The 24,604-nt window shown below is 72.0% G+C and carries 23 protein-coding genes, 1 tRNA gene and 1 pseudogene; 13 read left to right on the top strand and 12 right to left on the bottom strand.

Features of this window, described 5'->3' with window-relative positions; translation table 11 throughout:
* Positions 1–49: 49 nt before the first annotated feature.
* Positions 50–2,743, bottom strand: a complete 2,694-nt coding sequence (gene ppdK / locus ACN28F_RS04830; protein ID WP_421357090.1) for a pyruvate, phosphate dikinase — start codon at positions 2,741–2,743, stop codon at positions 50–52.
* 147 nt (positions 2,744–2,890) lie between these two features.
* Positions 2,891–3,751 (bottom strand): universal stress protein, encoded by an 861-nt coding sequence (locus ACN28F_RS04825; protein ID WP_289206893.1) that lies wholly within the window; start codon positions 3,749–3,751, stop codon positions 2,891–2,893.
* Between the two features lie 145 nt (positions 3,752–3,896).
* Here ACN28F_RS04825 and ACN28F_RS04820 point away from each other — a divergent pair, with 145 nt between their 5' ends.
* The 5 genes from ACN28F_RS04820 to ACN28F_RS04800 all read left to right on the top strand — a co-directional run bounded on the left by ACN28F_RS04820 (position 3,897) and on the right by ACN28F_RS04800 (position 8,855).
* Positions 3,897–4,562 (top strand): HAD family hydrolase, encoded by a 666-nt coding sequence (locus ACN28F_RS04820; RefSeq protein ID WP_289206892.1) that lies wholly within the window; start codon positions 3,897–3,899, stop codon positions 4,560–4,562.
* Between the two features lie 69 nt (positions 4,563–4,631).
* Entirely contained in the window at positions 4,632–5,138 is a 507-nt protein-coding gene (locus tag ACN28F_RS04815; RefSeq protein ID WP_289206891.1) for a hypothetical protein, read from the top strand.
* A 238-nt stretch (positions 5,139–5,376) separates the two neighbouring features.
* Positions 5,377–6,204: an SAM-dependent methyltransferase gene (locus ACN28F_RS04810; RefSeq protein ID WP_421357089.1), complete on the top strand. Its 828-nt coding sequence runs from the start codon at positions 5,377–5,379 to the stop codon at positions 6,202–6,204.
* Positions 6,205–6,419: 215 nt separating this feature from the next.
* Complete coding sequence (locus ACN28F_RS04805) at positions 6,420–7,949, top strand: alpha-N-arabinofuranosidase (protein ID WP_421357088.1); 1,530 nt, start codon at positions 6,420–6,422, stop codon at positions 7,947–7,949.
* A 210-nt stretch (positions 7,950–8,159) separates the two neighbouring features.
* The gene (locus ACN28F_RS04800; protein ID WP_289206888.1) at positions 8,160–8,855 is read left to right on the top strand and encodes a DedA family protein; all 696 of its coding nucleotides are present in this window, start codon (positions 8,160–8,162) and stop codon (positions 8,853–8,855) included.
* Here the strand turns inward: ACN28F_RS04800 and ACN28F_RS04795 are convergent, their stop codons facing one another.
* The 3 genes from ACN28F_RS04795 to ACN28F_RS04785 form a co-directional block, all read right to left on the bottom strand.
* Positions 8,856–9,278 (bottom strand): NUDIX hydrolase, encoded by a 423-nt coding sequence (locus ACN28F_RS04795; RefSeq protein WP_421357087.1) that lies wholly within the window; start codon positions 9,276–9,278, stop codon positions 8,856–8,858.
* A gap of 145 nt (positions 9,279–9,423) precedes the next feature.
* Positions 9,424–10,812 (bottom strand): cellulase family glycosylhydrolase, encoded by a 1,389-nt coding sequence (locus ACN28F_RS04790; RefSeq protein ID WP_421357086.1) that lies wholly within the window; start codon positions 10,810–10,812, stop codon positions 9,424–9,426.
* 262 nt (positions 10,813–11,074) lie between these two features.
* Complete coding sequence (locus tag ACN28F_RS04785; RefSeq protein WP_289206885.1) at positions 11,075–12,259, bottom strand: LolA family protein; 1,185 nt, start codon at positions 12,257–12,259, stop codon at positions 11,075–11,077.
* A 138-nt stretch (positions 12,260–12,397) separates the two neighbouring features.
* Between ACN28F_RS04785 and ACN28F_RS04780 the strand changes: the two genes are divergently transcribed.
* Positions 12,398–13,054 carry a response regulator transcription factor gene (locus tag ACN28F_RS04780; protein WP_282226635.1) on the top strand — a complete coding sequence of 219 codons (657 nt, stop codon included), beginning with the start codon at positions 12,398–12,400 and terminating at the stop codon, positions 13,052–13,054.
* 53 nt (positions 13,055–13,107) lie between these two features.
* Positions 13,108–14,511 (top strand): sensor histidine kinase, encoded by a 1,404-nt coding sequence (locus ACN28F_RS04775; RefSeq protein WP_421361258.1) that lies wholly within the window; start codon positions 13,108–13,110, stop codon positions 14,509–14,511.
* Between the two features lie 1,805 nt (positions 14,512–16,316).
* On the opposite strand, the pseudogene ACN28F_RS04770 reads toward ACN28F_RS04775, so the two are convergent.
* Positions 16,317–17,156, bottom strand: a pseudogene (locus tag ACN28F_RS04770) (tetratricopeptide repeat protein); the annotation flags it as partial.
* A 58-nt stretch (positions 17,157–17,214) separates the two neighbouring features.
* Positions 17,215–17,688, bottom strand: a complete 474-nt coding sequence (locus tag ACN28F_RS04765; RefSeq protein WP_421361256.1) for a MarR family winged helix-turn-helix transcriptional regulator — start codon at positions 17,686–17,688, stop codon at positions 17,215–17,217.
* 50 nt (positions 17,689–17,738) lie between these two features.
* Here ACN28F_RS04765 and ACN28F_RS04760 point away from each other — a divergent pair, with 50 nt between their 5' ends.
* Positions 17,739–18,260 carry a VOC family protein gene (locus ACN28F_RS04760; protein WP_289206884.1) on the top strand — a complete coding sequence of 174 codons (522 nt, stop codon included), beginning with the start codon at positions 17,739–17,741 and terminating at the stop codon, positions 18,258–18,260.
* 47 nt (positions 18,261–18,307) lie between these two features.
* Positions 18,308–19,285 (top strand): hypothetical protein, encoded by a 978-nt coding sequence (locus ACN28F_RS04755; RefSeq protein ID WP_289206883.1) that lies wholly within the window; start codon positions 18,308–18,310, stop codon positions 19,283–19,285.
* Here ACN28F_RS04755 and ACN28F_RS04750 read toward each other — a convergent pair.
* The 5 genes from ACN28F_RS04750 to ACN28F_RS04730 form a co-directional block, all read right to left on the bottom strand.
* Positions 19,239–19,805 carry a potassium channel family protein gene (locus tag ACN28F_RS04750; protein WP_289206882.1) on the bottom strand — a complete coding sequence of 189 codons (567 nt, stop codon included), beginning with the start codon at positions 19,803–19,805 and terminating at the stop codon, positions 19,239–19,241. The two genes, ACN28F_RS04755 and ACN28F_RS04750, sit on opposite strands and share 47 nt — an antisense overlap.
* A 113-nt stretch (positions 19,806–19,918) precedes the next feature.
* A complete protein-coding gene (locus ACN28F_RS04745) occupies positions 19,919–20,098 on the bottom strand; it encodes a DUF4236 domain-containing protein (RefSeq protein WP_282226640.1) in 180 nt (59 codons plus the stop codon).
* A gap of 121 nt (positions 20,099–20,219) precedes the next feature.
* Entirely contained in the window at positions 20,220–20,675 is a 456-nt protein-coding gene (locus tag ACN28F_RS04740; RefSeq protein WP_289206881.1) for an RrF2 family transcriptional regulator, read from the bottom strand.
* Positions 20,630–21,466, bottom strand: a complete 837-nt coding sequence (locus tag ACN28F_RS04735) for a helix-turn-helix transcriptional regulator (RefSeq protein WP_421357085.1) — start codon at positions 21,464–21,466, stop codon at positions 20,630–20,632. The genes ACN28F_RS04740 and ACN28F_RS04735 overlap by 46 nt, the downstream gene beginning before the upstream one ends.
* Before the next feature lie 297 nt (positions 21,467–21,763).
* Positions 21,764–22,195, bottom strand: a complete 432-nt coding sequence (locus ACN28F_RS04730) for an SsgA family sporulation/cell division regulator (RefSeq protein ID WP_282226643.1) — start codon at positions 22,193–22,195, stop codon at positions 21,764–21,766.
* Between the two features lie 451 nt (positions 22,196–22,646).
* Here ACN28F_RS04730 and ACN28F_RS04725 point away from each other — a divergent pair, with 451 nt between their 5' ends.
* The 4 genes from ACN28F_RS04725 (at position 22,647) to ACN28F_RS04710 (ending at position 24,578) form a co-directional block, all read left to right on the top strand.
* Positions 22,647–23,078, top strand: a complete 432-nt coding sequence (locus ACN28F_RS04725; RefSeq protein ID WP_289211017.1) for a TIGR02611 family protein — start codon at positions 22,647–22,649, stop codon at positions 23,076–23,078.
* A 60-nt stretch (positions 23,079–23,138) separates the two neighbouring features.
* A tRNA-Val gene (locus tag ACN28F_RS04720) sits at positions 23,139–23,213 on the top strand.
* 327 nt (positions 23,214–23,540) lie between these two features.
* Positions 23,541–23,999 carry an excisionase family DNA-binding protein gene (locus tag ACN28F_RS04715; RefSeq protein ID WP_421357084.1) on the top strand — a complete coding sequence of 153 codons (459 nt, stop codon included), beginning with the start codon at positions 23,541–23,543 and terminating at the stop codon, positions 23,997–23,999.
* A 3-nt stretch (positions 24,000–24,002) separates the two neighbouring features.
* Entirely contained in the window at positions 24,003–24,578 is a 576-nt protein-coding gene (locus tag ACN28F_RS04710) for a PIN domain-containing protein (RefSeq protein ID WP_289206878.1), read from the top strand.
* The last annotated feature ends 26 nt before the right edge of the window (positions 24,579–24,604 follow it).

Genomic DNA, 24,604 nt, shown 5'->3' with positions numbered 1-24,604 from the left:
CGGTGGTGCCCGCCGGGGCCGCGTACCCGCGGCCCCGGCGGACGGGGTGTCACCGGGTGTCGGAACGGTGGGCCAGACGTACCGCCGCACGTCCGGCCTCCAGCCGGGCCAGCGGCACCCGGTACGGCGAGCACGAGACGTAGTCGAATCCGGCGTCGTGGAAGAACCGCACCGAGTCCGGGTCGCCGCCGTGTTCACCGCAGACCCCGATCTCCAGGTCCGGCCGGGTGGCCCGAGCGTCGGCGACGGCGATCCCGATCAGCCGGCCGATGCCGGCGGTGTCGATCGACTCGAACGGCGACACCGGGAAGATGCCGAGTTCCAGGTACCGCCCGAAGAACGCGCCTTCGACATCGTCGCGGGAGAAGCCCCAGCCGAGCTGGGTCAGGTCGTTGGTGCCGAACGAGAAGAAGTCCGCCACCTCGGCGATCGCGCTCGCGGTCAACGCCGCGCGGGGCACTTCGATCATGGTGCCGATCGGGATCGGTGCCAGTGTGTCGAAGTCGGCGAGCAGCGCCTCGGCCTGCTCGCGTACCGCCTCCAGCTCCTGGACCGCACCGACCAGCGGCACCATGATCTGCGGGCGGGGGTCGCCGCCGAGGAGCCGCCGGGCGACGGTGGCCTCGGCGATCGCCTGCACCTGCATGGCGAACAGCCCCGGCACGACCAGCCCGAGCCGGACTCCGCGCAGGCCGAGCATCGGGTTGGCCTCGTGCATCCGGCGGACCGCCGCGAGCAGCCGCCCGTCGTGCCCCGCGTCCTCGCCGAGCGCCTCGGCGCGGGCCACCCGGGCGGTCAGCTCGTCCAGCGCGGGCAGGAACTCGTGCAGCGGCGGGTCGAGCAGCCGGATGGTGACCGGCTGGCCGTCCGCCTCGGCCAGCAGCTCCTCGAAGTCCTGCCGTTGCAGCGGGCGCAGCGCGGCCAGCGCCGCCTCGCGTTCGGCGTCGGTCTCGGCGAGGATCAGCCGCTCGACCAGTTCCCGGCGGTCGCCGAGGAACATGTGCTCCGTACGGCACAGGCCGATCCCGGCGGCACCGAAGGCCCGGGCCCGGCGGGCGTCGGCGGCGGTGTCCGCGTTTGCGCGCACCCCGAGCCGGCGGACCACGTCGGCGTGTCCCAGCAGCCGGTGCACCGCCGCCACCAGCGGATCCGCCTCGGGGGTCAGCTCACCTTCGATGTAGCGCACCACCGGTGACGGGTGCACCGGGACGGCTCCGGCGTAGACCGCGCCGGTGGCGCCGTCGATCGAGATCAGATCCCCGGCCCGCAGGACGATCGGTGCCGCCCCGGCCGGGTCGGCAATGGTGATCTCGCCGGCGGTCGCGTCGACGGTCAGCGCCTCGGCGCCGCAGACGCAGGTGCGGCCCATGCCCCGGGCGACCACGGCGGCGTGCGAGGTCTTGCCGCCCCGGCTGGTCAGGATGCCGGCGGCGGCGATCATCCCGGGCAGGTCGTCCGGGTTGGTCTCCCGGCGCACCAGGATGACCTGCTCGCCCCGGCCGGCGGCGGCGACCGCCGCGTCGGAGTCGAACACCACCCGGCCGACGGCCGCACCGGGAGCGGCCGGTACGCCCACCGCGAGCGGCGCGGGCGCGGCGGCGGCGTCGAACCGGGGGAACATCAGCTGCCCGAGCTGGGCACCGGTGACCCGGTCCAGCGCCTCGTCGAGGTCGATGACCCCTTCGTCGACAAGTTGCGCGGCGATCACGAAGGCGGCCTCGGCGGTCCGTTTGCCGACCCGGGTCTGCAGCATCCACAGCGTGCCGCGTTCGATGGTGAACTCGACGTCGCACAGGTCGCGGTAGTGATGCTCCAGGGTGTCCATGATCGTCATGAGCCGGTGGAAACTGCGCGGGTCGATCTGCTCCAGCTCCTGCAACGGGACCGTGTTGCGCACCCCGGACACCACGTCCTCGCCCTGGGCGTTGGCCAGGTAGTCGCCGTACACGCCACGTGCGCCGGTCGCCGGGTCGCGGGTGAAGGCCACCCCGGTGCCGGAGTCCGGGCCCCGGTTGCCGAAGACCATCGCCATCACGTTGACCGCAGTGCCGAGATCGCTCGGGATCCGCTCCTGACGCCGGTAGAGCACCGCGCGGGGCGAGTTCCACGAGTCGAAGACGGCCCGGATCGCCAGGTCGAGCTGTTCGTGCGGCGACTGCGGGAAGTCGCGGCCGGTGTGCTGGTGGAAGACCTTCTGGTACGCCTCGACGAGGCCGCGCAGCTCGGCCGCGCCCAACTGCGGGTCGGCGGTGACCCCGGCGGTGCGTTTGACCGTCTTCAGTTCGGCGGCGAACAGTTCGTCGGGTACGCCGAACACGGTGCGGCCGAACATCTGCACCAGCCGGCGGTAGGAGTCCCAGGCGAAGCGTTCGTCGCCGCTCTGGGCGGCCAGCCCGTGCACGGTGGCGTCGGTGAGTCCGATGTCCAGGACGGTCTCCATCATGCCGGGCATGGAGTACCGGGCGCCGGAGCGCACGGCGAGCAGCAGTGGATCGTGCCGGTCGCCGAGTCGTTTGCCCAGCCGCGCCTCGATCGCCCGCAGGTGCCGGTTGACCTCGTCGAACATTCCGGCGGGCGGTGCGCCGGCGGCGAGGTGGGCGCGGCAGGCCACGGTGGTGATGGTGAACCCGGGGGGCACCGGCAGCCCGAGCCGGGTCATCTCCGCGAGGTTAGCGCCCTTGCCGCCGAGCAGATCGGTCAGTTCCCGGTTGCCTTCGATGAAGTCGTAGACGAATTTCGGCATGGCGCCCGCCTCCTCATGCGGTCGGCGAATCCTTCTCCTTCCGTGGTATCAGCACCGTCGACGGCGGGGACAGGGCCGGACGGGCTGGTGAACGGGGCCAAGGTCCCGCCGACGGTGCGGCGGGCGATGGGTGGGTCGCGGCCGGGGTCAGTCGCCGGCCGGCGGCGGCGGGGCGCACTCCCGCACGATCGCGGTGTCGCAGCGGCCGTGGTGCAGCACCGCCTGGCTGACCGCGCCGAGCGGCACCCGCAGCGGATGGTCGCCACGGGCCCCGACCACGACGAGACCGGCCTGTCCGGACCGCTCGACCAGGACCCGGGCCGGCGGGCCGTCGACCACCTGCTGGCGCACCGGTACGTCAGGGTGCTTCTCCCGCCAGGGCGCCAGTGCCGTGGCGAGTTCGTCGGCGATGCTGGCCGAGGTGTCCGCCCAGCCCGGTTCGCTCTCACCGGCCCGGACCACGATCAGGTCGGTGCCGCGCTGCGCGGCGGCGTCGAACGCGAAGCCGAGCGCGCGTTCCGAGCCTGCCGAGCCGTCCACCCCGACCAGGACCGGCGCGGTGGCCGTCGCCGTCTGTGGCTGTGCCCGGGCGACAAGCACCGAACAGTCCGCCCGGGCGGCGATCTGCACGGCCAGCGCGTCCAGCGGCAGGCAGGTCCAGCGGGCCAGGTCACCGTCACCGATCACCACCAGCGACGCCATCCGCGACTCCCGCAGCAGGGCGGTGGCCGGGGCGTTCTCGGAGATCTCGGTCAGCAGGTCGATCCCGGCGGCGGCGTCGGTGGCGACACCGGCGGCCCGTTCGACGAGTGCGTGGGCGTCGGTTTCGGGTTGCTCGTCGCTGTCGGACAGGTCGTCGGGGATCCAGCCGAGTGCGTACAGCAGCCGCAGCGGGCGGTGCTGGCCGGCCGCCTCCCGGGCGGCCAGCCGGACCGCCGCCCAGCTGGAAGGGGAGTCGTGCACCCCGACCACGATGCGGTCGTGGCCCGGCGCGGTCTGCCGCGGCATCGGTGCTCCTTTCGCCGGTGGTGCCCGGTCGGTCCGGTGCTGGTGACGCGTCCGGCCGGTGGTCGATGAGGGAGCCTGCCTGCGAGGGTAGCTCTGGGTGACCCTGCCGGGGGGCGATTCGGGTGGACCGGGCAGGATGGCGGCCATGATCTGCGCAGTCGTGTTCGACATGGATGGCGTGCTCGTCGACACCGAGCCGGTCTGGGAGGAGGTCCGCCGTGCCTACGTGGCGCGCGCCGGCGGCCGGTGGCTGCCGGACACCCAGAGTCGGCTGATGGGGATGAGCACCCCGGAGTGGTCCGGCTACCTGAACGCGGATCTCGGCGTCGGGCGGGGCGTCGGGCGGGTCGCCGACGAGGTGATCGACGAGATGGCCGCGCGGTACCGGGCGCAGCTGCCGTTGATCCCCGGCGCGGTGGCGACGATCCACCGGTTGGGCTCCCGGTTCCCGCTCGCCCTGGCCAGCTCCTCGCCGCGTCGACTGATCGACCAGGTGCTCGCCAGCGCCGGCGTCACCGACGCGTTCCGGGCCACCGTGTCGACCGAGGAGTGCACCGCCGGCAAGCCCGATCCTGAGGTGTATCTGGTGGCGGCGCGGCGGCTCGGGGTGGACCCGGCCGCCTGCTGTGCGGTGGAGGATTCCAGCAACGGGCTGCGGTCGGCGACCGCAGCCGGGATGGCGGTGGTGGCGGTACCGCACCGGACGTACCCGCCGGCGCCGGACGCGCTGGCCGGGGCGTCGCTGGTCGTCGACCGGCTCGACGAGTTGACGGTCGACCGGGTACTCGCCCTCGGCGACGAGGTACGCTAAATTTAACAACATCGATATGTTGCGGCATCGTCGATAGGCTGTCGTCCCGACTTCCGCCGAGGATCTCCCATGCGTGTGCTGCCGTTTCTGCACCGGTCCGTCGTCGTCGTGGCCCTGGCCGTCGTCGGCCTCGCGGCCGTACCGGCCCCCGCCTCCGCCGACCCCACCCAGGCCCAGCCCTTCGCCGTCGACTCCGGCGACCGGTGCCGGTACGGCCAGGCGGAGGGGGCGTTGGCCTGGCGGTTCTCTCGCCCGCCGGTGTATCCCCAGGTCGACGTCAAGGGCACCCTGGTCGACAATCCGTTGCCGAGCCCGATCGTCGATCCGCGGTGCGGCGACGACGGGTACTACAGCTACCTGCGGCTCACCGCGTACAACGGTCGGACCGTGCTCGACGAACAGGCCGTACGGGTGGACAACGGCACGGTCCGCTTCGGTCTCACGCTCGGCGACGCGACCAGCGTCAGCCACATCGACCGGGTGACGGCGCAGGTCTGCCGGGTGGCCCTCCTGGCGCCGGAGCGCTTCTACTGTGGCCCAGTCGCCGACCACTTCCCCTACCCGGTCACGCGCTGACGCATCCGGGTCCGGTCGCAGCGGGCGATCCCACCGTGCCGCCGCTGTCGCCGAAGCCACTGTGGCTGGCGGTGTCAATCTGGCTACATTGGATCAGTTCGTGCTGAACGCGCTGCGGCCGGCGGTCTGACGACCGCGCCGACCGGGCCGTCGGCGATTGTCGGCGTCCTCTAGACGCCACTGCGGCAGCGCTCCCAGCCGGTCGCGCCCCGACCGACACCCCTCGGAGGATCCCGCCGTGAGCAGTGAGGAACGAGCCCCGGTCGGGGTGGACACCACCCGACCGAGTGTCGCCCGCGTGTACGACTACATGCTCGGCGGCAAGGACAACTTCGCGGTCGACCGCCAGGCCGGCCAGATGGCGCTGCAGATCACCCCGGACGGCCCGCTGGCGGCCCGGGCAAACCGGGGTTTCCTGCGCCGGGCCGTCCGTCACATGGTGGCCGAGGCCGGCGTCCGGCAGTTCCTCGACATCGGGTCCGGGCTGCCGACCCAGGGCAACGTGCACGAGATCGCCCACCAGATCGATCCGCAGGCCCGGGTGGTCTACGTGGACAGCGACCCGATGGTGCTGGCGCACGGGCGGGCACTGCTGGCCAGCTCCCCGATGACCACGGTGATCCAGGCCAACGTCCGTCACCCGGAGCAGATCCTGGACAACCCCGAAGTACGCTCGATGATCGACTTCACTCAGCCGGTCGGGGTGCTGATGTTGGGCATCCTGCATCATCTGGCCGACGACGAGGACCCGGGTGCGGTGGCCGCGGTCTACCGCGACGCGGTCTGCCCCGGCAGCTACCTGGCCATCTCGCACTTCCACGACCCCGGCGACGCGCACCCGGACGCCTCGAAGAAGGCATTGATGGTGGAGAAGATCTTCAACCAGACGATGGGCACCGGCCGGTGGCGTCGCCACGACGAGATCGTCGGGTACTTCGGTGACTTCGAACTGCTGGAGCCGGGCGTCATCGCGCTGCCCGACTGGCGGCCGGCACCGGACGACGAGCCGTCGGAGCAGACCGACACCTACTACACCTTCGTCGGTGGGCTCGCCCGCAAACCCTGACCCGGTCCCGGCCGGCACCTAGGTCAACCCTGATCATCGCGCCCGATCTGCGGCGTGCGCGCCGCCGTGTACCGGTCGCAGACGCCATGGGCCGGCCCATGTTAGCGTCCGACAACGGGCCGACCCGGCGTGCGCAAGCGTCGATGCGCGAACGCCGTCACCAGCCCGCTGGCGTGGCGCGGCCTTTCCGCGTCGACGGACGGAGGGACGGGCTGATGGCTGACCGACCGGTGACGGTGCACATCGATCCGGCGTTCCGGATCGCCCCGGTGAGTCGGCGGACCTTCGGCTCCTTCGTCGAACACATGGGCCGCTGCGTCTACGGCGGCCTCTACGAACCCGACCATCCCAGCGCGGACGCGGTCGGGCTGCGCCGGGACGTGCTCGACCTGGTCCGGGAGCAGGGGGTCACCGTGGTCCGCTACCCGGGCGGCAACTTCGTCTCCGGCTACCACTGGGAGGACGGGGTCGGGCCGCGCGATCAGCGCCCCACCCGGCTCGACCCGGCCTGGCACAGCGTGGAGACCAACGCGTTCGGCCTCGACGAGTTCATGACCTGGGCGCAGGCGGCCGGCATCGAACCGATGCTCGCGGTCAATCTCGGCACCCGTGGGCCCCGCGAGGCGTTGGACCTGCTGGAGTACGCCAACCATCCGGGCGGCACCCGGCTGTCGGACCTGCGCCGGTCGCATGGGCGCGAGACGCCGTACGGCATCCGGATGTGGTGCCTGGGCAACGAGATGGACGGGCCGTGGCAGCTCGGCCATCAGACCGCGCACGAGTACGGTCGGCGTGCCGCCGAGACGGCCAGGGCGATGCGCATGATCGACCCGACGCTGGAACTGGTCGCCTGCGGCAGCTCCGGGCCGGACATGCCGACCTTCGCCGCCTGGGAGGCGACGGTCCTGGAGCACACCTACGACCAGGTCGACTTCGTCTCGGCGCACCTCTACCACGAGGAGCGCGACGGTGACCTGGCCAGCCTCCTGGCCTCGTCGGTGGGCATGGACCAGTTCATCGACGACATCGTCGCGACCTGCGACCACGTCCGGGCCCGGACCCGCAGCAGCAAGCGGATCAACATCTCGTTCGACGAGTGGAACGTCTGGTACATGCGCGACTTCCTCGCCACCGGGGTGCCGACCGAATGGGTGCAGGCGCCGCCGCTGAGCGAGGACGACTACACCGTCGCCGACGCGGTGGTGGTCGGATCGTCGCTGATCACGCTGCTGCGGCACAGCGACCGGGTGACCGTCGCCTGTCAGGCGCAGCTGGTCAACACCATCGCCGCGATCCGGGCCGAGCCCGGCGGCCCGGCCTGGCGGCAGACGATCTTCTACCCGTTCGCGTTGACCGCCCGGTACGCCCGGGGCACCGTACTGCGGGTGGAGTGCACGTCGGCGCCGACCACCGACACCGCCCGGTACGGTGACGTCCCGCTGCTGGACGTCGTCGCCACCTACGACGACGACGCCGACGAACTGGTGGTCTTCGCGGTGCACCGGGGCCAGCGGGAGCCGGCGACGATCGACATGGACCTGCGCGCCTTCCCCGGCTACCGGCTAGCCGAGCAGGTGGTGCTGCACGACCCCGATCCGTACGCCCGTAACACCTCGGCGGAGCCAGACCGGGTGCGGCCGCAGACGGTGGCCGGTGCCGCCGTCGACCAGGGCCGGTTGGCTCTGGCCCTACCGCCGGTGTCCTGGACGATGCTGCGCTTGACGAGGGTCGATGTGACCGCGTAGGTTTCTTAATCGGTTAAGTGCGAGCCGGTGTCGCCTCTCTGTGATGGGGAGGACTCTCTGTGGTGGGGAGGACGCCCGTGACGCCGCCTGCGGGCACCTGCCGGCCGTCACGGGCGCCCGGCCGGTCGACGATCTCCGCCGGGTGAGCCTTCCTGGCACCCCGGCGGTGCTAGGTTCGGTGTCAGCAGCCCCCCGCGAGCGGGGGTTGCTGTGCTCACTGACTGGCTCGAGCAGCTGTTGTCGATGGACGACAAGCTGATCTACCTGCTGGTCTGGCTGCTCGTCTTCGCCGAGGACGCGCTGTTCATCGGGTTCGTCTTCCCGGGCGAGACCGCCGCGATCCTCGGCGGGGTGGCCGCCAGCCTGGGCACCGTGTCGCTGCCGGGCATCGCCGTGGTCGTCGTCAGCGCCGCGATCGCCGGCGACACCGCCAGCTACCTGATCGGCCGGGTGTTCGGCACCCGGTTGCTGCGGCTGCGGTTCCTGCGCCGCCGGCAGTCCTGGGTACAGCGGGCCCAGGACCAGCTCGCCAGGCGTGGCGGGATGGCGGTCTTCGTCGGCCGGTTCGTCACGTTCTTCCACGCGGTCATGCCGGCGCTGGCCGGGGCGGCACGGATGCCGTACCGGCGGTTCTTCGCCTACAACGTCGCCGGAGCGCTGATCTGGGGGATCGGTACGGTGGCCATCGGCTACCTCGCCGGCACCTCGTACGCCGCGATCGAGCGGGTGGCGGGGCGGGCCGCCGCGGTGGTGGTCGCGGTGCTGGCGCTCGGCGCGTTCGTGGTCTGGCGGATCCGGTCGGCGCGCCGCGAGTGCCGGCCCGACCCCGCCCACGCCGACCCGCCCGGCGCCGACTCAGCGGGGCAGGGGCGCACCCGTGGCGGACGCCCCTGCGACCTCAGCTGATCAGCTCGGCCATCCGCAGGCCGTCCGCCGTCGGTGGGACAGCGCCAGGTCGCCGATCTCCTCGATCGGCACCCACCGGATCGCGTCCGCGCTGCCGCCGACCTCGGTGATCACCGGGTCGCCGGGCCGCACCTCGGCGGCGTGCAGCAGGCCGACCACGTGCCAGTCGGTGCCGTTTCGGTGGGCCGAGTACGAGCGCACGTCCATCAGCCGGGATCCGGTGACGTCGAGACCCGCCTCCTCCTGGAGCTCGCGGGACAACGCGTCGCCCGGTTGCTCACCCGGGTCCAGACCACCGCCCGGCAGATGCCACGCCCCGGGGGCGAACACCGGGGACGCTTCGGACAATCGGCTCAGCAGCACCGACGAGTCACGCACGATCACCGCGTAGGCGCCGACACGCAGACGAGGACCTTCACTCACCGTACACCTCCAGGTCGTAGCATCATCGGCTCGTCGCCGCCGGCGAACCGGGCCCTGACCTGTGTCGACGCCGGTCTGCCGGTGGCCGGACGGAGTACCCGCCCGGCCACCGGTCACACCCTCGGTGTGGTGTCCGGCCTGCTGACTACAGGGCGTTGCAGGCCACTGGCGGGATGCTGTTGGTGCCGGTCCAGCTGCCGATGAAGCCGAACGTCGTGCTCTGTCCGGGGCTCAGGGTGCCGTTGTAGCTGACGTTGGTCGCGGTCACCTGGGATCCGTTTCGGGTCACCGTGGCGTTCCAGGCCTGGTTCACGGTCTGCCCGTTGGCGTAGGTCCAGACCACCCGCCAACCGGTGGTGCCGGACCCGCCGGCGGTGACCCGCACCTCGCCCTGGAAGCCACCCTGCCACTGACCGACGATCGTGTACGTGGCGGAGCAGGCACCAGCCGGCGGTGGAGTGGTCGGCGGCGCGGTGGTCGGGGGTGCGGTGGTCGGGGGTGCGGTGGTCGGCGGCGCGGTCGTTGGCGGCGCGGTCGTCGGGGTGGCGCCGCTGTAGATGGTCGCCTCCCGCGCGGTCTGCCGGATGCCGTTCGCGCCGTTGAACAGCCGCTGACCCCACGAGGTCAGGGCGTCGACGTTGAAGTTCGTGACCATGTCGAGGTACTCGACGCCGCCGCTGTTGCCGCTCCACGACCAGCCGAGCCAGCCGATGCCGTGCTGCTGGGTGTACGACAGGATGGTGTCCTCGTCGGGGTTGCCGTCCGAATGGTTGTGTCCGAACTCGCCGACCGCGATCGGCAGCCCGGCTGACCGGAACCGCCCGAGGTAGTCGCTGATCTCGGCGGCGGTGTCGAAGACGCCGTACATGTGGATCGAGAAGAGCAGGTTGCGGGCCGGGTCGGCGCTCCACACGGACTGGGCGTTGTCGCGCATGGTGAAGGTCCAGTCCTGCCCCCAGTTCGGCGCGTCGACCATGATGGTGTGCTCGAAGCCGGCGGTCCGCAGCCGTTGGACGGCGCTGGTGGTGTGACTGGTCCAGTTCTGGTACCCGCTGTTGCCGAACGGTTCGTTACCGATGTTGATGATCACGTAGTTCTCCTGGCCGCGCAGCACGCTGGCCAGGCTGATCCAGTAGTCGACGGCGGAGGCCAGGGTGGCGGCGGCGCCCTCCTCGCCGTACCCGGTGGTGTCGTGCACCTCCAGCACGCAGATCAACCGGCTCGCCTTGCACAGCGAGATGACGTTCGCGACGTCGGTGGCGTCGTTGCGGGTCCACCGGTGACCGTTGCTCAGCACGACCCGGACGGAGTTCGCGCCGAGGGACTTGATGTTGGCGAAGGAGCTCGTCTGGCTGGCGTACCAGGTGTGGGCGTGGTTGACCCCGCGCAGCACGAGCGGCGAGCCGTTCGCCTCGACGAGTCGGCCGCCGCTGATGTGCAGGCCGACGGCGGCGTGGGCGGGTGGGACGAGTACGACGATGGAGGCGACCAGGGCGAGTAGCGTCGCGGCCGCGACGCCCAGACGTGTCTTCATGACCTACCTCGGGTAGAGGCCCGTGTCGTCACGGGCGGTGAGACACCGCTGACCTCGGTCAGCATGATGTCGGCAACTACCCGGCCCTTCGCGCAGGCATCAGATTAGACCGATGTCTTCCAGCTACGCAACCGGTTAAGTTGGCCCGCCGGGTGTCGACGTCTCGCCGTCGCCGCCCTCCTGCCTCCGCATACGACTACCGGCACCGACCCGGGGTGAACCCGTGTCGGTGCCGGTAGTGGACCGGTCAAGTGCCGCCCGGTCAGCGGGTCTCGGTGGCCACCTCGTAGAGCCGCTCCGGCGTCACCGCGCCGGCCAGGATTCGGCCGTCGTCGGTCAGCAGCACGGTGAACAGCGCGCTGGACAGCAGCCGGCCGCTGCCCCACGCCCCGTCGACCTGCGGCAGGTCGCCCAGGATCTGCAGCGCCTCGGCCCCCTCGGTCGACCCACCGGCCCGCTGCTGTGCCTCGGCACTCACTTCGGCCGGCGGTGCCACGACCACGACGGTGCCCCAGCCCTCGCCGACCGTACGGACCGCGCTGTCGTCGGCGGCGAAGGAGTCGAGGAGCTCCGGTAGCTGCGAGTCGGCGTCGTCGCCGCCCGGCAGCCCGTCCGGTCGCTGCCCCGGCTTGTCACGGTCGGCGTGGTCCTCGCCCGCCTCGGTGACCTCGGTGCCCGGCGGCGGGTTGAAGGTGAACTGCTCCGCGTCCGGTCGGTCGAAGCTGACCTGGGTGAAGGCCGTCTCGATCGCCGCCCGTTCGGCACCGACCGGGTACACCGCCAGGCGCAGTGGCACGTACTCGACCGAGTCGATCGCGATCCGGATCTCGTCGACCAGCGACGCGGTGTCCCGCGGGTCGAGCACCAGCTCGTACGCCGTGCGTCCGGCGATCTCCGCCGCCCGGCCCACCGAGACCTCGGTGCTCGGGTCGATCGCCGCCAGCACCTCGGCGGCCGCCGCCTGCGGGGTGACGTACGCCTCGGGCAGGGTCGTGGGGTCCACCTCGGCCGCCTCCTCGGGTAGCTCGAAGTGGGTGGCCTGCTTCTCCTGGCTGGACCAGATCCACACGTCGCGCCCGTTGCGGATCACGTCGGTCTCGCCCAGGGTCCGCACCATGGCCAGACGAGCCTGGTCAGGCCCGGCGTACCAGACCCGCACGGTCTGCGTACCGTCGATCAGTGAGCCGAGGCCCGCGCCGCCGGCCTGTCCGAGCAGGCTCAACGCCCCCGGTAGCCCCAGCTCGGCGCGGTGCACGACCGTTCCGGACATGCCGTCCACCTGGGCCGTCTGCAGGTCGACCAGCAGCTGCTCGGCGCTGCGCGGCGGCAGCACCGGGTCGGCCGACGCGGCCAGCGCGCCGACGGCCGCGCCGCCCCCGATGAGCACCGCCGCCGCGGCCGTGGGCACCAGCCAGCGCATCGCTGGCCGGGTTGTGAATACCGACATCTTCGGCACCTCCTGGGACCCATGCTGCACCGGACGGGCTGAGACGACGCTGAGAGCGGAGGATCAAGCTGTGAACGCGCTCAGCTCGGACACCGCCGGGTACGGCGGGCCGGGTACCCATGATGGCACCCTGGACCGGTGCGGGTGCTGGTGGTGGAGGACGAGGTCCGGCTGGCTGATGCCCTGCGGCGGGGGCTGCAGGAGGAAGGGTTCGCGGTCGACGTGGTGACGAACGGCCCGGCCGGGCTGGAATCGGCCAGGTCTGGCGGGTACGACGCGATGATCCTGGACGTGATGCTGCCGGGGCTGTCCGGCTACCGGGTGGTGCGTCAGCTGCGGGCCGAGGAGAACTGGCTGCCCGTACTCATCCTTTCCGCGAAGGACGGCGAGTACGACCAGGCGGACGGCCTCGACTGCGGTGCCGACGACTACCTGACGAAACCCTTCTCGTACGTCGTCCTGCTGGCCCGGCTGCGGGCGCTGCTGCGGCGCGGTGCCCCACAGCGGCCGGCGGTGCTCACCGTCGGCGAGCTGAGCCTGGACCCGGCGCGGCGGCGGGTCACCCTGGCCGATGCCGAGATCGCCCTGACCGCCCGGGAGTACGCCCTGCTCGAGTACCTGATGCGTCGGGCGGGAGAGGTGGTCTCCAAGATCGAACTGCTCGACCACGTCTGGGACGCCAGCGTCGACACCGCCCCCAACGCGGTCGAGGTCTACGTCGGCTACCTGCGCCGCAAGATCGGTCGGGACCGGTTGGAGACCGTCCGGGGCGCCGGCTACCGGCTCCGGCCGTGACCGGGCCACCGTCCCCACCGACGCGCCGCCCACACCGGGGGTGGCGACTGAGCCTGCGTTCCCGGCTGGCCGTCATCAGCGTGCTGGGGCTGGCCGTCGGGCTGGTCGCCGGCGGGTTCGGACTGACCGCCGTACTGGCACTTGCTCTGGAAGGCAGCGCCGACGCCGACGCGCGGACGACGGGTGAGGCGGTGGCCCAGTTGGTGGCCGCCGACGCACTGCCCGATCCGCTGCCGGTCGCCGGCAACGAGGTACGGGTCCAGGTGCTCGACGATCAGGGCCGGGTGCGGGCCGCGTCGATCGGCGCCGACCGGCTCGTCCCCATGCTGTACGCGCAGGAACGCGACGAACTGGCCGCCGACCCCGGCGACGCCCTGGTGATCCCCGGTGACCGGCTCGGTCTGCAGGGGCCGGTCCGGGTGGTCGCGGTGCCCACCGACGGCGAGAATCCGGGGACCGTCCTGGTCGGGCGGTCCATCGCCGACATCTCCCGCAGCGTGGCACTGGTGCGCCTCATCGTGCTGCTCGCCGTTCCGCTGCTGGTGGCCGGGGTCGGGGTGATGGTGTGGCGGGCGGTCGGCGCTGCGCTGCGGCCGGTGGAGAGGCTGCGCGCCGGTGCCGCGCGGTTCACCGGCGGGGAGCGGTCCGGTCGGCTGCCGGTGCCGGCCGGCGGCGACGAGATCCATCGGCTGGCGGTCACGCTCAACGACATGCTCGACCGGCTGGCGGCGGCCCGGACCCGGGAGCGCTCCTTCGTCGCTGACGCCGCCCACGAGCTGCGCAGTCCGCTGACCAGCCTGCGGACGCAGCTGGAGGTGGCGCAGCGCCTCGGGGCCCGCGCCGACTGGCCGGTGCTGGCCGAAGGGCTGCTCGCCGACAGCCAGCGGCTCGGTCGGCTCGTCGACGACCTGCTGCTGCTGGCCCGGGCGGATCAGGAGCCGACGGGTGAGCCGGGTTCGCTGCTCGGTCCGGTCGGTCCGGTGGAGCTGGGCGAGCTGATCGCGCAGGTCACGGCCCGCTATCCGCAGCCGCCGGTACGGGTGGTGCCGCCGACGCAGCCGTTGTGGACCGCCGGTGACCCGGACGCGCTGGGGCGGGTGCTGGCGAACCTGTTGGACAACGCGGTCCGGCACGCCGACCGCCGGGTGCTGGTGACGGCCCGGCCCGGCGACGACGACTGGCATGAGCTGATGGTGGTCGACGACGGTCCGGGGATCGCGGCGGCCGACCGGCAGCGGGTCTTCGACCGGTTCACCCGACTCGACGACGCCCGGGCCCGCGACGCCGGCGGCACCGGGCTGGGGCTGGCCATCGTGGCTCAGCTGGTCCGTCGCCACGGTGGCACCGTCGACCTCGCCGACGCCCAGCCCGACCGCGACGTCGGGTACCGGGGTCTGCGGGTCCGGGTCCGGCTACCGGTCGACCTCGGCGACGTCGATCCGGTCGACGTCGACTGACCAGCGACGGTCGGGGCGGGCGTGGCCGCCGTCGGTCACCTGGCCTGGCCACGATCGGTGCAGACCGGTGCGGCCTGGCCGATCACGTCGGCCGAGTAGACGACCGCGACGGTGAAGCAGTAGTCGATCGACTGGTCCAGCCCGTACGCCACGAAGCTGTTCGACCCGGCGGGCAGGGTCATGAACGCCCGGGGTTCCTGGTCGCTGCTGCCTCCGGAGATGAGCACCTGCCCCTCGGCGCCGGCGGGATAGGTCCAGGTCAACGTCACGCTGTCCCGGTTGTCCCGCATGCCGACCTCGCTGGGCGGGGTGCCGGGTGCCGGTGGGGGCGGTGGTTCGCTGGCGGGCGCGGGCGGCGTACCGGCCGCCGAGGGCGCGGTCGTCGGCGAACCGGTGTCACCGACCAGGCTGACTCCGGCGACGACGGCCGCAGCGCCGAGCAGCACCACCACGACGCCGGTGAGCACGAGCATCGGCGCACGTGGTCGTGGCGGGCTCGGTGCGGGCCGGGGGACCGGCACCAGGTGTCCGCGCTGACGCCGTACCGGTAACCGGCTACGGCGGTCCGGGAGCCGACTGATCTCGCGTCGGGGCAGCCGCGACAGCGTCCCCGACGACGCGGTGCGGCCGCCGGTACCGCTCTCGGCGGCCGCCGATCCGACGACGAGAGACCCGTCGTCGGGCCGTCGGCCGCTGGTGGCGTCGACGTCGGTGCCGTGGCCGTTGTGCCCCGGATCGGCGGTGACCTCGTCGCCGTACGGGCTGGCGGGTGCCTCGGTCGTGGTGGAGGCCGACCAGTGGCCGGCCGAGTGGGGGGCCCGGGGGTTCGGCACGAACGCGGGGACGTCCGGGGGGAACGGTTCAGGCGAGGCACCGCCCCGGTCGGCCGTCGCCGACCCGTCGCCGGCGGGCGGCTCGGTGGGCGCGCCGCCGGTGGCCCGGTAGCGGACCGGGCCGAACGGGCTGACCGGGCCGGACGGGCCGGACTCACCCGCCGTCGGCGGCACCGGCGGTGGTTCGTCGTCGCCGGCGAGCTCCGGCGGCCACCAGGGTTCGTCGAAGAGCCACCGGCCGCCGTCGGCGTCGGGATCCGTGCCGGCGCCGACGTCCGGGCGTTGGCCACCGGGCGGTACGTCGAGCGGCACCCGGGGCGGCGGGATGGTGGCACGGCCGTTCTCGGTCGATTCCGGCCCGAGTTCGTGTGCCGCCGCCCCGGGCTGGTCGGTTGCCTCCGACCCAGGTCCGTGCGGTGGGTCCAGCAGGTCCGTACCGTCGTCGGGTCGCTCGCCGGTGCTGCCGGTCGCCGACCCGGCCGGCGCCGCCGCGTCGGAGCGGGTCTCCTCGGCCAACCAGCCGGTGGGCGACCAGACGGGGTCGTCGGCGTCGGTGCGGACCGGGTCCCGTTCGATCCAGCCGCGATGGGCCCAGGGCGCGTCGGTGTCGAACTCGGGCAGCGGCGGTGGCGGGGCCGGCATGTCGAGCCAGGGCGGGTCGATCCGGTGCCGGTCAGCGCCGCGCCCGGACGTGTCGCTGTGGACCGGATCCTGGGCGACCTGGGGTTCGGGCTGCTCGGCCCAGAACGTGGGGGCGAGCGTCGGGTCCGTCAGTTCGGCCGAGGGCGGCTCCGGTTCGATCCAACCGGCCTGCGCCCAGGGCGGATCGGCGTGGGCCCAGGGCGGCTCGTGCCGGCCGGCCGCCTGGCCGTCGGCCGGCATCCGGTCGTCTTCCGCCGGGCGTCCGTTGGCCGCCATCTGGTCGTCGGCTGTCGAGTGACCGCTGGCCGTCGGGTGTCCGTTGGCCGTCGCGGGTGCGCCGACGGTGTGGCCAGGCGGTGGATCAGCCGGGGCCCGGGGAACCGGCGGCCCGCCAGGCCCGCCGACGTCGCCGCCGCCCGGCCCGGGTGCGTCGTCGGGCAGCACCGGCACGTCGTCGTGGGCGGGACCGTCGCCGCCGCAGCGGTGGGTGGCGTCGGAGGGTGACTCCGTCAGCGTGCGTACCTGGTGGGTCAGCGGGTGGTCGGCGGGCAGGTGGGCCCGGCACAGGTCGACGGCGAGGGAGAGACTCATGTCGGATTCGGTGAGCCGGCCGCAGTCACGCTGCATCGCACCGAGCCGGGCGAGCATCCTGATCCCGGCCGGGTGGCCGTCGCCGTACACCTCGCGGTGCAGCTCCCAGGCGTCCTCCAGGCGGTCCCGCGCGATGTCGCACTGGCCCCGGGCGAACTCGACGGTGGCGAGGTCGGCGTGCGCGGCGAGGACCCGCAACGACTCCGGGCCGTCGATCGCGCAGAGTTCGTCGATCACCTCCCGGTACAGGTGGGCGGCGCGGGCGTGGCTGCCGACCCGGTGCAGGACGGCGGCGAGGGTCGCGGCGGCACCGATGGTGCGTTCGTCGGTCAGGCCGTGCATCCGCTGGTTGGCCGAGTACGCGTAGGCGGCCCAACCCCGGGCCGCCGGGGCGTCACCGAGCGCTACCAGCACCCGGGCGAGCAGGCCGGCGGCGTCGGCCTGCTCGGCGCTGGCGTTCGCCGGTCGGGGGTCGGTGTCGGCCAGCGCGGCGGCGAGCAGATTCCGCGCGGCGGGTAGGTCGCCGACGCCGATCAGGCCGTGCGCCTGCGTGGTGATTTCGCCCAGGCCGAGAGACACGTCCCATCGTGCGTGTCCGACGACGGTCAGTACAAGGGTCTGATGTGGGACAGTTCGCTCATGATGGCGGATTGTTACCCGTCAGATGCTTGACTAACGCTTCGCTGATGTTCCGCAGCTGATCGACCTGATCCGGGGTGAGCTGGTCGAACAGGTGTCGACGGACCGCCTCGACGTGGCCGGGCGCGGCCGCGGCCAGGGCGGCGAAGCCCGGTGCGGTCAGCACCGCCAGTTGGCCGCGCCGGTCGGTCGGGCAGTCCTCGCGGCGTACCCAGCCGTTCTCCTCCAGCCGGGCCACGGCGTGCGACAGGCGGCTGCGCGAGGAGTCGGTTGCCTCGGCCAGCTCGCTCATCCGCAGCGTGCGCCCCGGCGCTTCGGACAGCCGTACGAGGATCTGGTAGTAGGCGTGCGGCATCCCGGCCTGGCTCTGCAGCTCCCGGTCCAGGGTCGCGTTGAGGGCGCGGGTGGCGTGCAGGTACGCGCGCCAGGTGTGCTGTTCGTCGTCGTCGAGCCAGCGGGTCATGACGCCCATCATACCGGCAATGGTTGAGGGTTCAACTAAATCGCGCTACTGTTCGTGACATGGGAATCCACCGCCTCAACCACGCCGTACTCTTCGTCGCCGACCTCGACCGCAGCCTGGCCTTCTACCGTGACGTCCTCGGCTTCGCGGTCGTCCCGATGACCCCGGACGGGTTCACCGGCGCCGCCTTCCTCCAGGCGCCCGGGTCCACCAACGACCACGACCTCGGCCTGTTCGAGATCGGCCCGCACGCCGGACCCTCCGGCGCCGGGCGCAGCACCGTCGGCCTCTACCACCTGGCCTGGGAGGTCGACACCCTCGACGCCCTCGACGCGCTCGCGACCCGGCTCGCCGCCGCCGGGGCGCTCGTCGGCACCTCCGACCACGGCACCACCAAGAGCCTGTACGGCAAGGACCCCGACGGGCTGGAGTTCGAGATCGTCTGGCTGGTGCCGGCCGACCAGCTCGACGAGCAGGCACTCACCGCGCGCAAGCGGATCCGACCGCTGGACCTGGGTCGGGAGAAGCAGCGGTACGGTGCCCAGACCCGGGGCGGCGTCGGGGTCTCGGTGCCCGGCTGACCGGCCTGCCGGCAGCGACCGCGAGGGCGGCCGGTAGAACGGTACGCATGACACCCGACCGCTCCGACGCCGTCCACCGCGAACTGCTCGCCCGCCATCTCGGCAGCTGGGTGCCGGCCGCCCTGCGGGAGTCCCGGCGGGCCACCTTCGTCCAGGCGTACCAGGGGGCCGACGGCGGCGCGGCCGACGGGGCGCTGCGGGCGGTGGCCGCCGCCGGTCCGCGCCCCGACCGGCAGCTGACGATCGTCACCCTCGCCGGGGGGACGTCGGACCCGGTCGACCTGCCGACCCGCCTCGGTGCCGCCGAGGCGGACCTGCCCCGGACCGTGGCACTGCACCTGCTGGCCGGCGGCCCCGCGATGATCCCGGTGGCGTTGACCGCGGCGACCGCCGCCTGGGCGCCGCTGTTCTGCCACGTCGACCTGGCCGGTGCACCCGCGCCGGAGCCACCGCCGTGGGCGGCACTGACCGTCGGGCGCCCCGCCGAACTGCTGATCTGCGGCGCGCCACCGTCGGTGTCGCTGCGCGCGACCCTGACCCGGGCGGGGTTCCCGCTGGTCACCGAGGTCGAGATGGTGCTACCGGATGAGCCGGGGCCGGCGGTGCCGCCGGCCCGGGGCGCGACGACGACGCTGATCGCCTTCGCCACCGGGTCGGGCCGGCGGATCGAGGCGTTCAAGGACGCCCTGTGGGGGGCCGGGGCGCTGGCCGGTGCGGCGCTACGGATTCCCGGCGAGCAGGTCGCCGCGCCGGTGCCGACAACCCCCGGCGGGCCAGGGGAGCTCGAACCGCTGCGACGCGTGGTGCTGGACCTGCTGGCCGCCGACGGCCCGCAGACCGTGGCCGAGCTGCGCAGCGTCGCGGTGACCCGGACGGTCTACCGGCCGGCGCACGTCAACCGGGCGCTGGGGGAGCTGCTCGACGCCGACCTGGTCCGGCGGGATCCGGTGGCCGGGCGGCTCGGCGGGGACGTGCGGATCAGCGCGCTGCCGGCTGCCGGTCCGCCCGTTCGATCCAGCGTTTGACCAGCAGCGAGGCGCCGGTGGCGAGGACACCGACGCTGAACAGCATCTGTACGCAGACCGCGGCCCGGGCGACCTGACCGTTGGCGTGCACGTCGCCGTACCCGACGGTGGTCAGGGTGCCGATGGCGAAGTAGAGCGCGTCGGTCTTGGTGGTCATGTTGACGAACTGGCCGGGGTCGCTGAAGGAAATGACCAGGTCGGCGAGGGCGAAGGCGATGACGCCGCCGACCAGGGTGATCGCCAGCCGGGCGAGCCGCATGTCCGACGGGTCGACGGTGATCTGCCGGCGGATCTGGAGCAGCACCATCGTCGCGACCAGTACGACGCCGACGGTGGTGATCACGGCGCGGACGACGCGGTGCACCCCGGAGACGTCGGGTTCGATCGGCACCAGGTAGTAGAGCGCGACCATCAGCAGGCAGATGAGGGTGGTGTGCCACACCTCGGCCCGGTGCCGACGTTGCTCGGCCTGCGACGGTTCGGATGCGGGCTCGTCCGCCGTACCGGAGATTTTGGACATAAAGTCATTATTGCCACAGGTGGTCGGGGTGCGGCGAGGAACTCTCGTCACACCCCGACCACCTGCGGCCGCATACCGTCCGCGTCACCGGTGGGGCACCGGCGGACCGGGCGTCAACTGCGGGACTTGTCCTGCTTCCAGGAGAACGGTCCGGGCAGGTCGTAGCGGTGGGCCCGCGCCCGCGAGTTCCACGACCACTTGCCGATCCGGATCGTCCACGAGGAGAAGCCGTTCTCCGTGAAGTTCAACTGCAGCGGACCGAAACGCTTCCGCTTGCGGAACATCACACCCATCGCCCTGCTCCCTTCGATCGCCGACTGCGGATGGCGTCGACAATTCCCGGGCGGGTCGATCGGCAAACGCGTCCTCTGTGCGCGGTCGCGCCAGCCGGTGCCCGCTGAGGGAGAGCGGCCGTCAGCGTGACTCCCAGGCGTCCGGCTTCAACGTCAACTTGCGTACGTGCGCCGGCATCCGGCCACTGAGCACCTCGGCCAGGCTGACCTCGTCGACGACCTCGCGTACCGCCGCCCGTACCGCGACCCACAGCCGGGGCAGGTTCTCGGCGGCACCGTCGTAGCGGGTCTCTTCCGGGCGCAGACCCCGTACCCCCGCCAACGGTCCGTCGACGGCCCGCAGGACCGCCCCGATCGTGATGTCGCGGGGCGGCTGGGTCAACGTGTAGCCGCCCTCCGCGCCGCGCTGGGCGCGGACCACCCCGCCGCGACGCAGGTCGGCCAGGACCGCTTCGAGGAACTTGCGCGGCATGTCCTGCTCGGCCGCGATCGCCTGGGTGGACATCAGCGTCGGGTACGCCGCAGCCAGGATCAGTGCTGCCCGTACCGCATAGTCGCCGCGCGCGGAGATCTGCACGCCCCCATCATGCCGGTTGTCGCGACCAGCTCGGCCACCGGAGGGTGCTCGCCGACTGTCGCGCGGAACGTACCCGGACTGCAGCCGGCCTCGCGTTGAAAGAACCGCCCGAAATTCGTCGGCTCGCCGAACCCCAGCCGCTGCCCGATTTCGGCGACCGGCAGATCGGTGGCGGCGAGCAGTCGTTTGGCCTGCAACGTGACGCGGTCGTCGATGACCTGTTTGGCGGTCCGCCCGGTCACGCTCAGGCTGGCCCGGGTGAGGGTGCGTACCGCGCAGCACAGTCGCTCGGCGTACTCCTCGACCCGTCGGGTCCGGGCGTGGTCGCGTTCGACCTCCACCTGGAAGCGCCGGAAGGTGTCACCGCGCACCGAGGCGTCGCCGACTGGGTCGACCTGCGGGTTCTCGTCGGTGAGCAGGGCGACCCGCAGCAGGATTACCTGCAGCTGGTGTCGCAGCAGGTCGTCGACGACGGAGGAGCGGCGTGGTCGGTCGCTGTCCACCACCAGTTGGCTGACCTCGTTGATCAGCGCGTCGGCGTCCTCGCCGACCAGTTGCCAGTACGCGGGCCGGTCCGCCGCCGACGGTTCCGCCGGCCCGTCCACGGTCCACCGCACCACGATCGCGTCGAGCCCGGCCTGACCGCCCGAACGGGTGACCTGACCGGCGCGGGCCCGCAGCAGGGTGCCGGGTCGGCAGGGGTACGGGACGAAATCGATCTCGTGGCTACCGTGACCGGCAGTGACCAGCACCAGCTCCTCGTGGGCCAGAAGTCGAGGTCGCGGTGGCACTTCCGTGCTGCGTGCACTACTGAGGGTAGTTGCGCTGATCTCCCTGCCCAGTGGCTCCGGCGAGTGGGTCGGAGTCCGGCGGGCGGGCTGATCGGGTGGGACCATCGCCTCGACCGTAACCGGCTCGCGCCACCGGCGCATCCGCTGCGACCGGCGGACCGGGCTTCGGGTGGTTCGACGGCGTCGTCGGGCGGTTCGACAGCGCCATCGGCGGCGGGAGTACGGCGCATCGCCGTACTCCCGTCACGCGAAACGGCCGGGCTCGCCGCCGTGACCGGCGGGAACCGACCGTTCCGATCACCGTCCGGCGAGTAGCCGGTTGACCGCGGTGTCCACGTCCAGGTGTTCGGACTCGCGGCCGCGGGGCACCACCACGTACGTGCGGCGCAGGAAACGGACCAGGACGCTGCGGGGCACCTCGAACAGCGCGTTGCCGTCCGGCGAGCTCAGGGCGAGCGCGACGTAGTCGCCGCGCGGGGTCGCCCATGGCCAGACCCGGACGTCGCCGATACCGGCTGGTTCGTCCAGTCCGGTGACCAGCAGTTCGCGGGCGAAGGACCAGCTGACCGCCTCGCCGCCGGCCGACTCCGCGTGGAACAGCACGTGGACGGCGTACGGATCGGTAGGTTCATAGCGCAGGCTGGCCCGGACCGGCAGCGCGGTAGCGTCCGGCGCGATGAGCCGCAGTGACGTCTCGACCTCGACGGTCGTTGGTCGGATGACACTCATGGACGTTCTCCCCCCGGCACCGCTGCGGGACGCCCGCCCCGCTTTCCCCATACTCAGGTCCTGCATTTGATTACGCTCCGTCTAACGCTGATCTCACCCAGTAGAGGGAAGCGGCTCCGGGACGCACCAAGAATGTCTTGTTTAGGTGGCTTGTCCGGTTCTGCTTGGGTAACTGGATGTGTCCGGCGTCGGGTGGTCTCGGACGTCGACTCACTCCGGTAACGTCCAGTGGTGCCCTGTGGTGACGGGGCAGGCGACAATGAGGGGCAAAATGGCCATAAAACCCTCCTCCGCGAAGCGGATGACCGAGAATTCAGCGCCGGGTCACGCGCAGTACGAACCTGCCGGCGACGCTGAGGGCGAGGCCGGGCCGAAAGGGGTACGCGTGGAACCGGAGTCGCACCCACACTCCAACGGGCACCACAGCGGCGCAGCCTCGGCGGTCGGTGTCGTGGACCGACCGGGTCCGCAGGCCCCCCGTACGCCCACCGGCCTGCGCCACCGGGTCCGGGTGACCCTGGCGCTGATCCGGTCCAACCCGACCGGCCGGATCGCCCTCAAGGTCGGCGTCGGTGTCCTCGGCGCCCTCGTGGTGATCCTCGGCCTGCTGCTCATCCCGTTGCCCGGTCCGGGCTGGCTGATCGTTTTCGGCGGCCTGGCGATCTGGGGCGTCGAGTTCCACTGGGCGAAGCGGCTGCTCGCCTTCGCGCGCCGACATGTGCAACGGTGGACCAGATGGGCCACCCGGCAGACCTGGCCGGTCCGGCTGGGCATCGCCGGCGTCGGCCTGGTCTTCGTCGGTGTCGTGCTGGCGATCTCGCTGAAGGTCGGCCTCGGCATCGACGTGATCGCGAGCTTCCTGCGTTACCTCGCCACGAACTGACCTCCGGTCACCCCGGATGTGCGCCAGGGCGGGACGATCAGGTACAGTCGTCCGCGCTGAGGGCGATTAGCTCAGCGGGAGAGCGCTTCGTTCACACCGAAGAGGTCACTGGTTCGATCCCAGTATCGCCCACCAGTTCAGGGGCCATGTCGATTCTTCGACATGGCCCCTGAGTTTTCGAGCTTCCACGGCTGGTTCCTCGTCGGGTCCGAAGATCTCATCCAAGGTGCGCGCCCCGGTAGCGGGACTGGCCGTAGCTGTGCCGACGAAAACACCGCGCCGGTATCCGACCATCGGTCCTCCGGCACGTTCCCACACCCGTTCTGTCCTGGTCATACGCGCCATGGGCCGTTTGCGAGCCACGCTCCCCGCGATCAGCGGAACGTCGGCGGGAATGCTTGCACTTTTTTCACTTTGAGGGATGATGGTGGTCGGTGCCGGCGGGCAGACGGGAGGGTTTTCATGTCCACGGAAGCGATCATGCCGGGGGATGGTGAACGTCCCTCGTTGACCGAGTTGGCCAGCTTGTTGCACGACGGTGCGGGGGAGTTGGCAGTGCGCCGCGGCGGCGCGCAGGTGGAGGTTCCTGTGTCGGTGCGGGACGTGCTGACCAGGATCGCCGATGTGCTGGCCTCTGGCCGTGGCGTGGCGGTCGTGCCGGTCGACCGGGAGTTGACGACCACCGAGGCGGCCGGGTTGCTCGGCGTGTCTCGGCCGACGTTGATCAAGTTGCTGGAGGCCGGTGAGATCGCTTACTCGCGGCCGAACTCCTCCCGCCGGATCCCGCTGGACCAGGTGCTGGCATACCGGGACCGGCGTGGTCAAGCCCGGCGGGCGATCCTCGACGAGCTGACCGCCGACGCAGTCGAGATGGGTATGTACGGGCAGCCCGCACCGGTCGAGACAGATGACGCGGCTTGACACGTGACGACGCTCGCGGTTCTGGACGCCAACGTCCTGATCCCCAATGCATTGTGTGACTTCCTGCTGAGGCTGGCTGAGGAAGAGTTGTACCTGCCGCGCTGGTCACCGGCCATTCTGGACGAGGTCCGACGGCACGTGCCGGTGTCGCCGGCGGCGATCGAACGACGAATCGCGTTCATGAACGTCGCGTTCGAGGACGCGCTGGTCACCGGGTATGAGTCGCTGATCGACCAGATGGGTAACGATCCCAAGGATCGTCATGTGCTGGCTGCGGCGGTAGCTTCCGGGGCAGACTCGATCATCACCTGCAACCTGCGGGACTTCCCGCTTGCCGCCTGCCAACCCCACGGAGTGGTCGCCGAACATCCCGATGCGGTTCTGCTGGGCATGTGGGCCCGTGAGCCGCGGACACTGCTGCGGGTCCTTGGCGAGCAGGCAGCCAGCACCGGTCGTCGCGGTACGCGGCTGACGGTCCATCAGGTCCTCGATCATTTGGCCAGCGCTGGGGCGCGCCGGTTCGCTGCGGCTGCTCGGCAAAGTGTGTCGCCGCTGTCCGGCGTCTCAGATGTGCCGTGACCGCGCCGGATCACTTGAGCGTGGAA

This window comes from Solwaraspora sp. WMMA2101 (assembly GCF_049179175.1).
GTDB lineage: Bacteria > Actinomycetota > Actinomycetes > Mycobacteriales > Micromonosporaceae > Micromonospora_E.
Note: the sequence above shows the minus strand (reverse complement) of the source record. Positions and strands in the feature narration are given on the sequence as shown.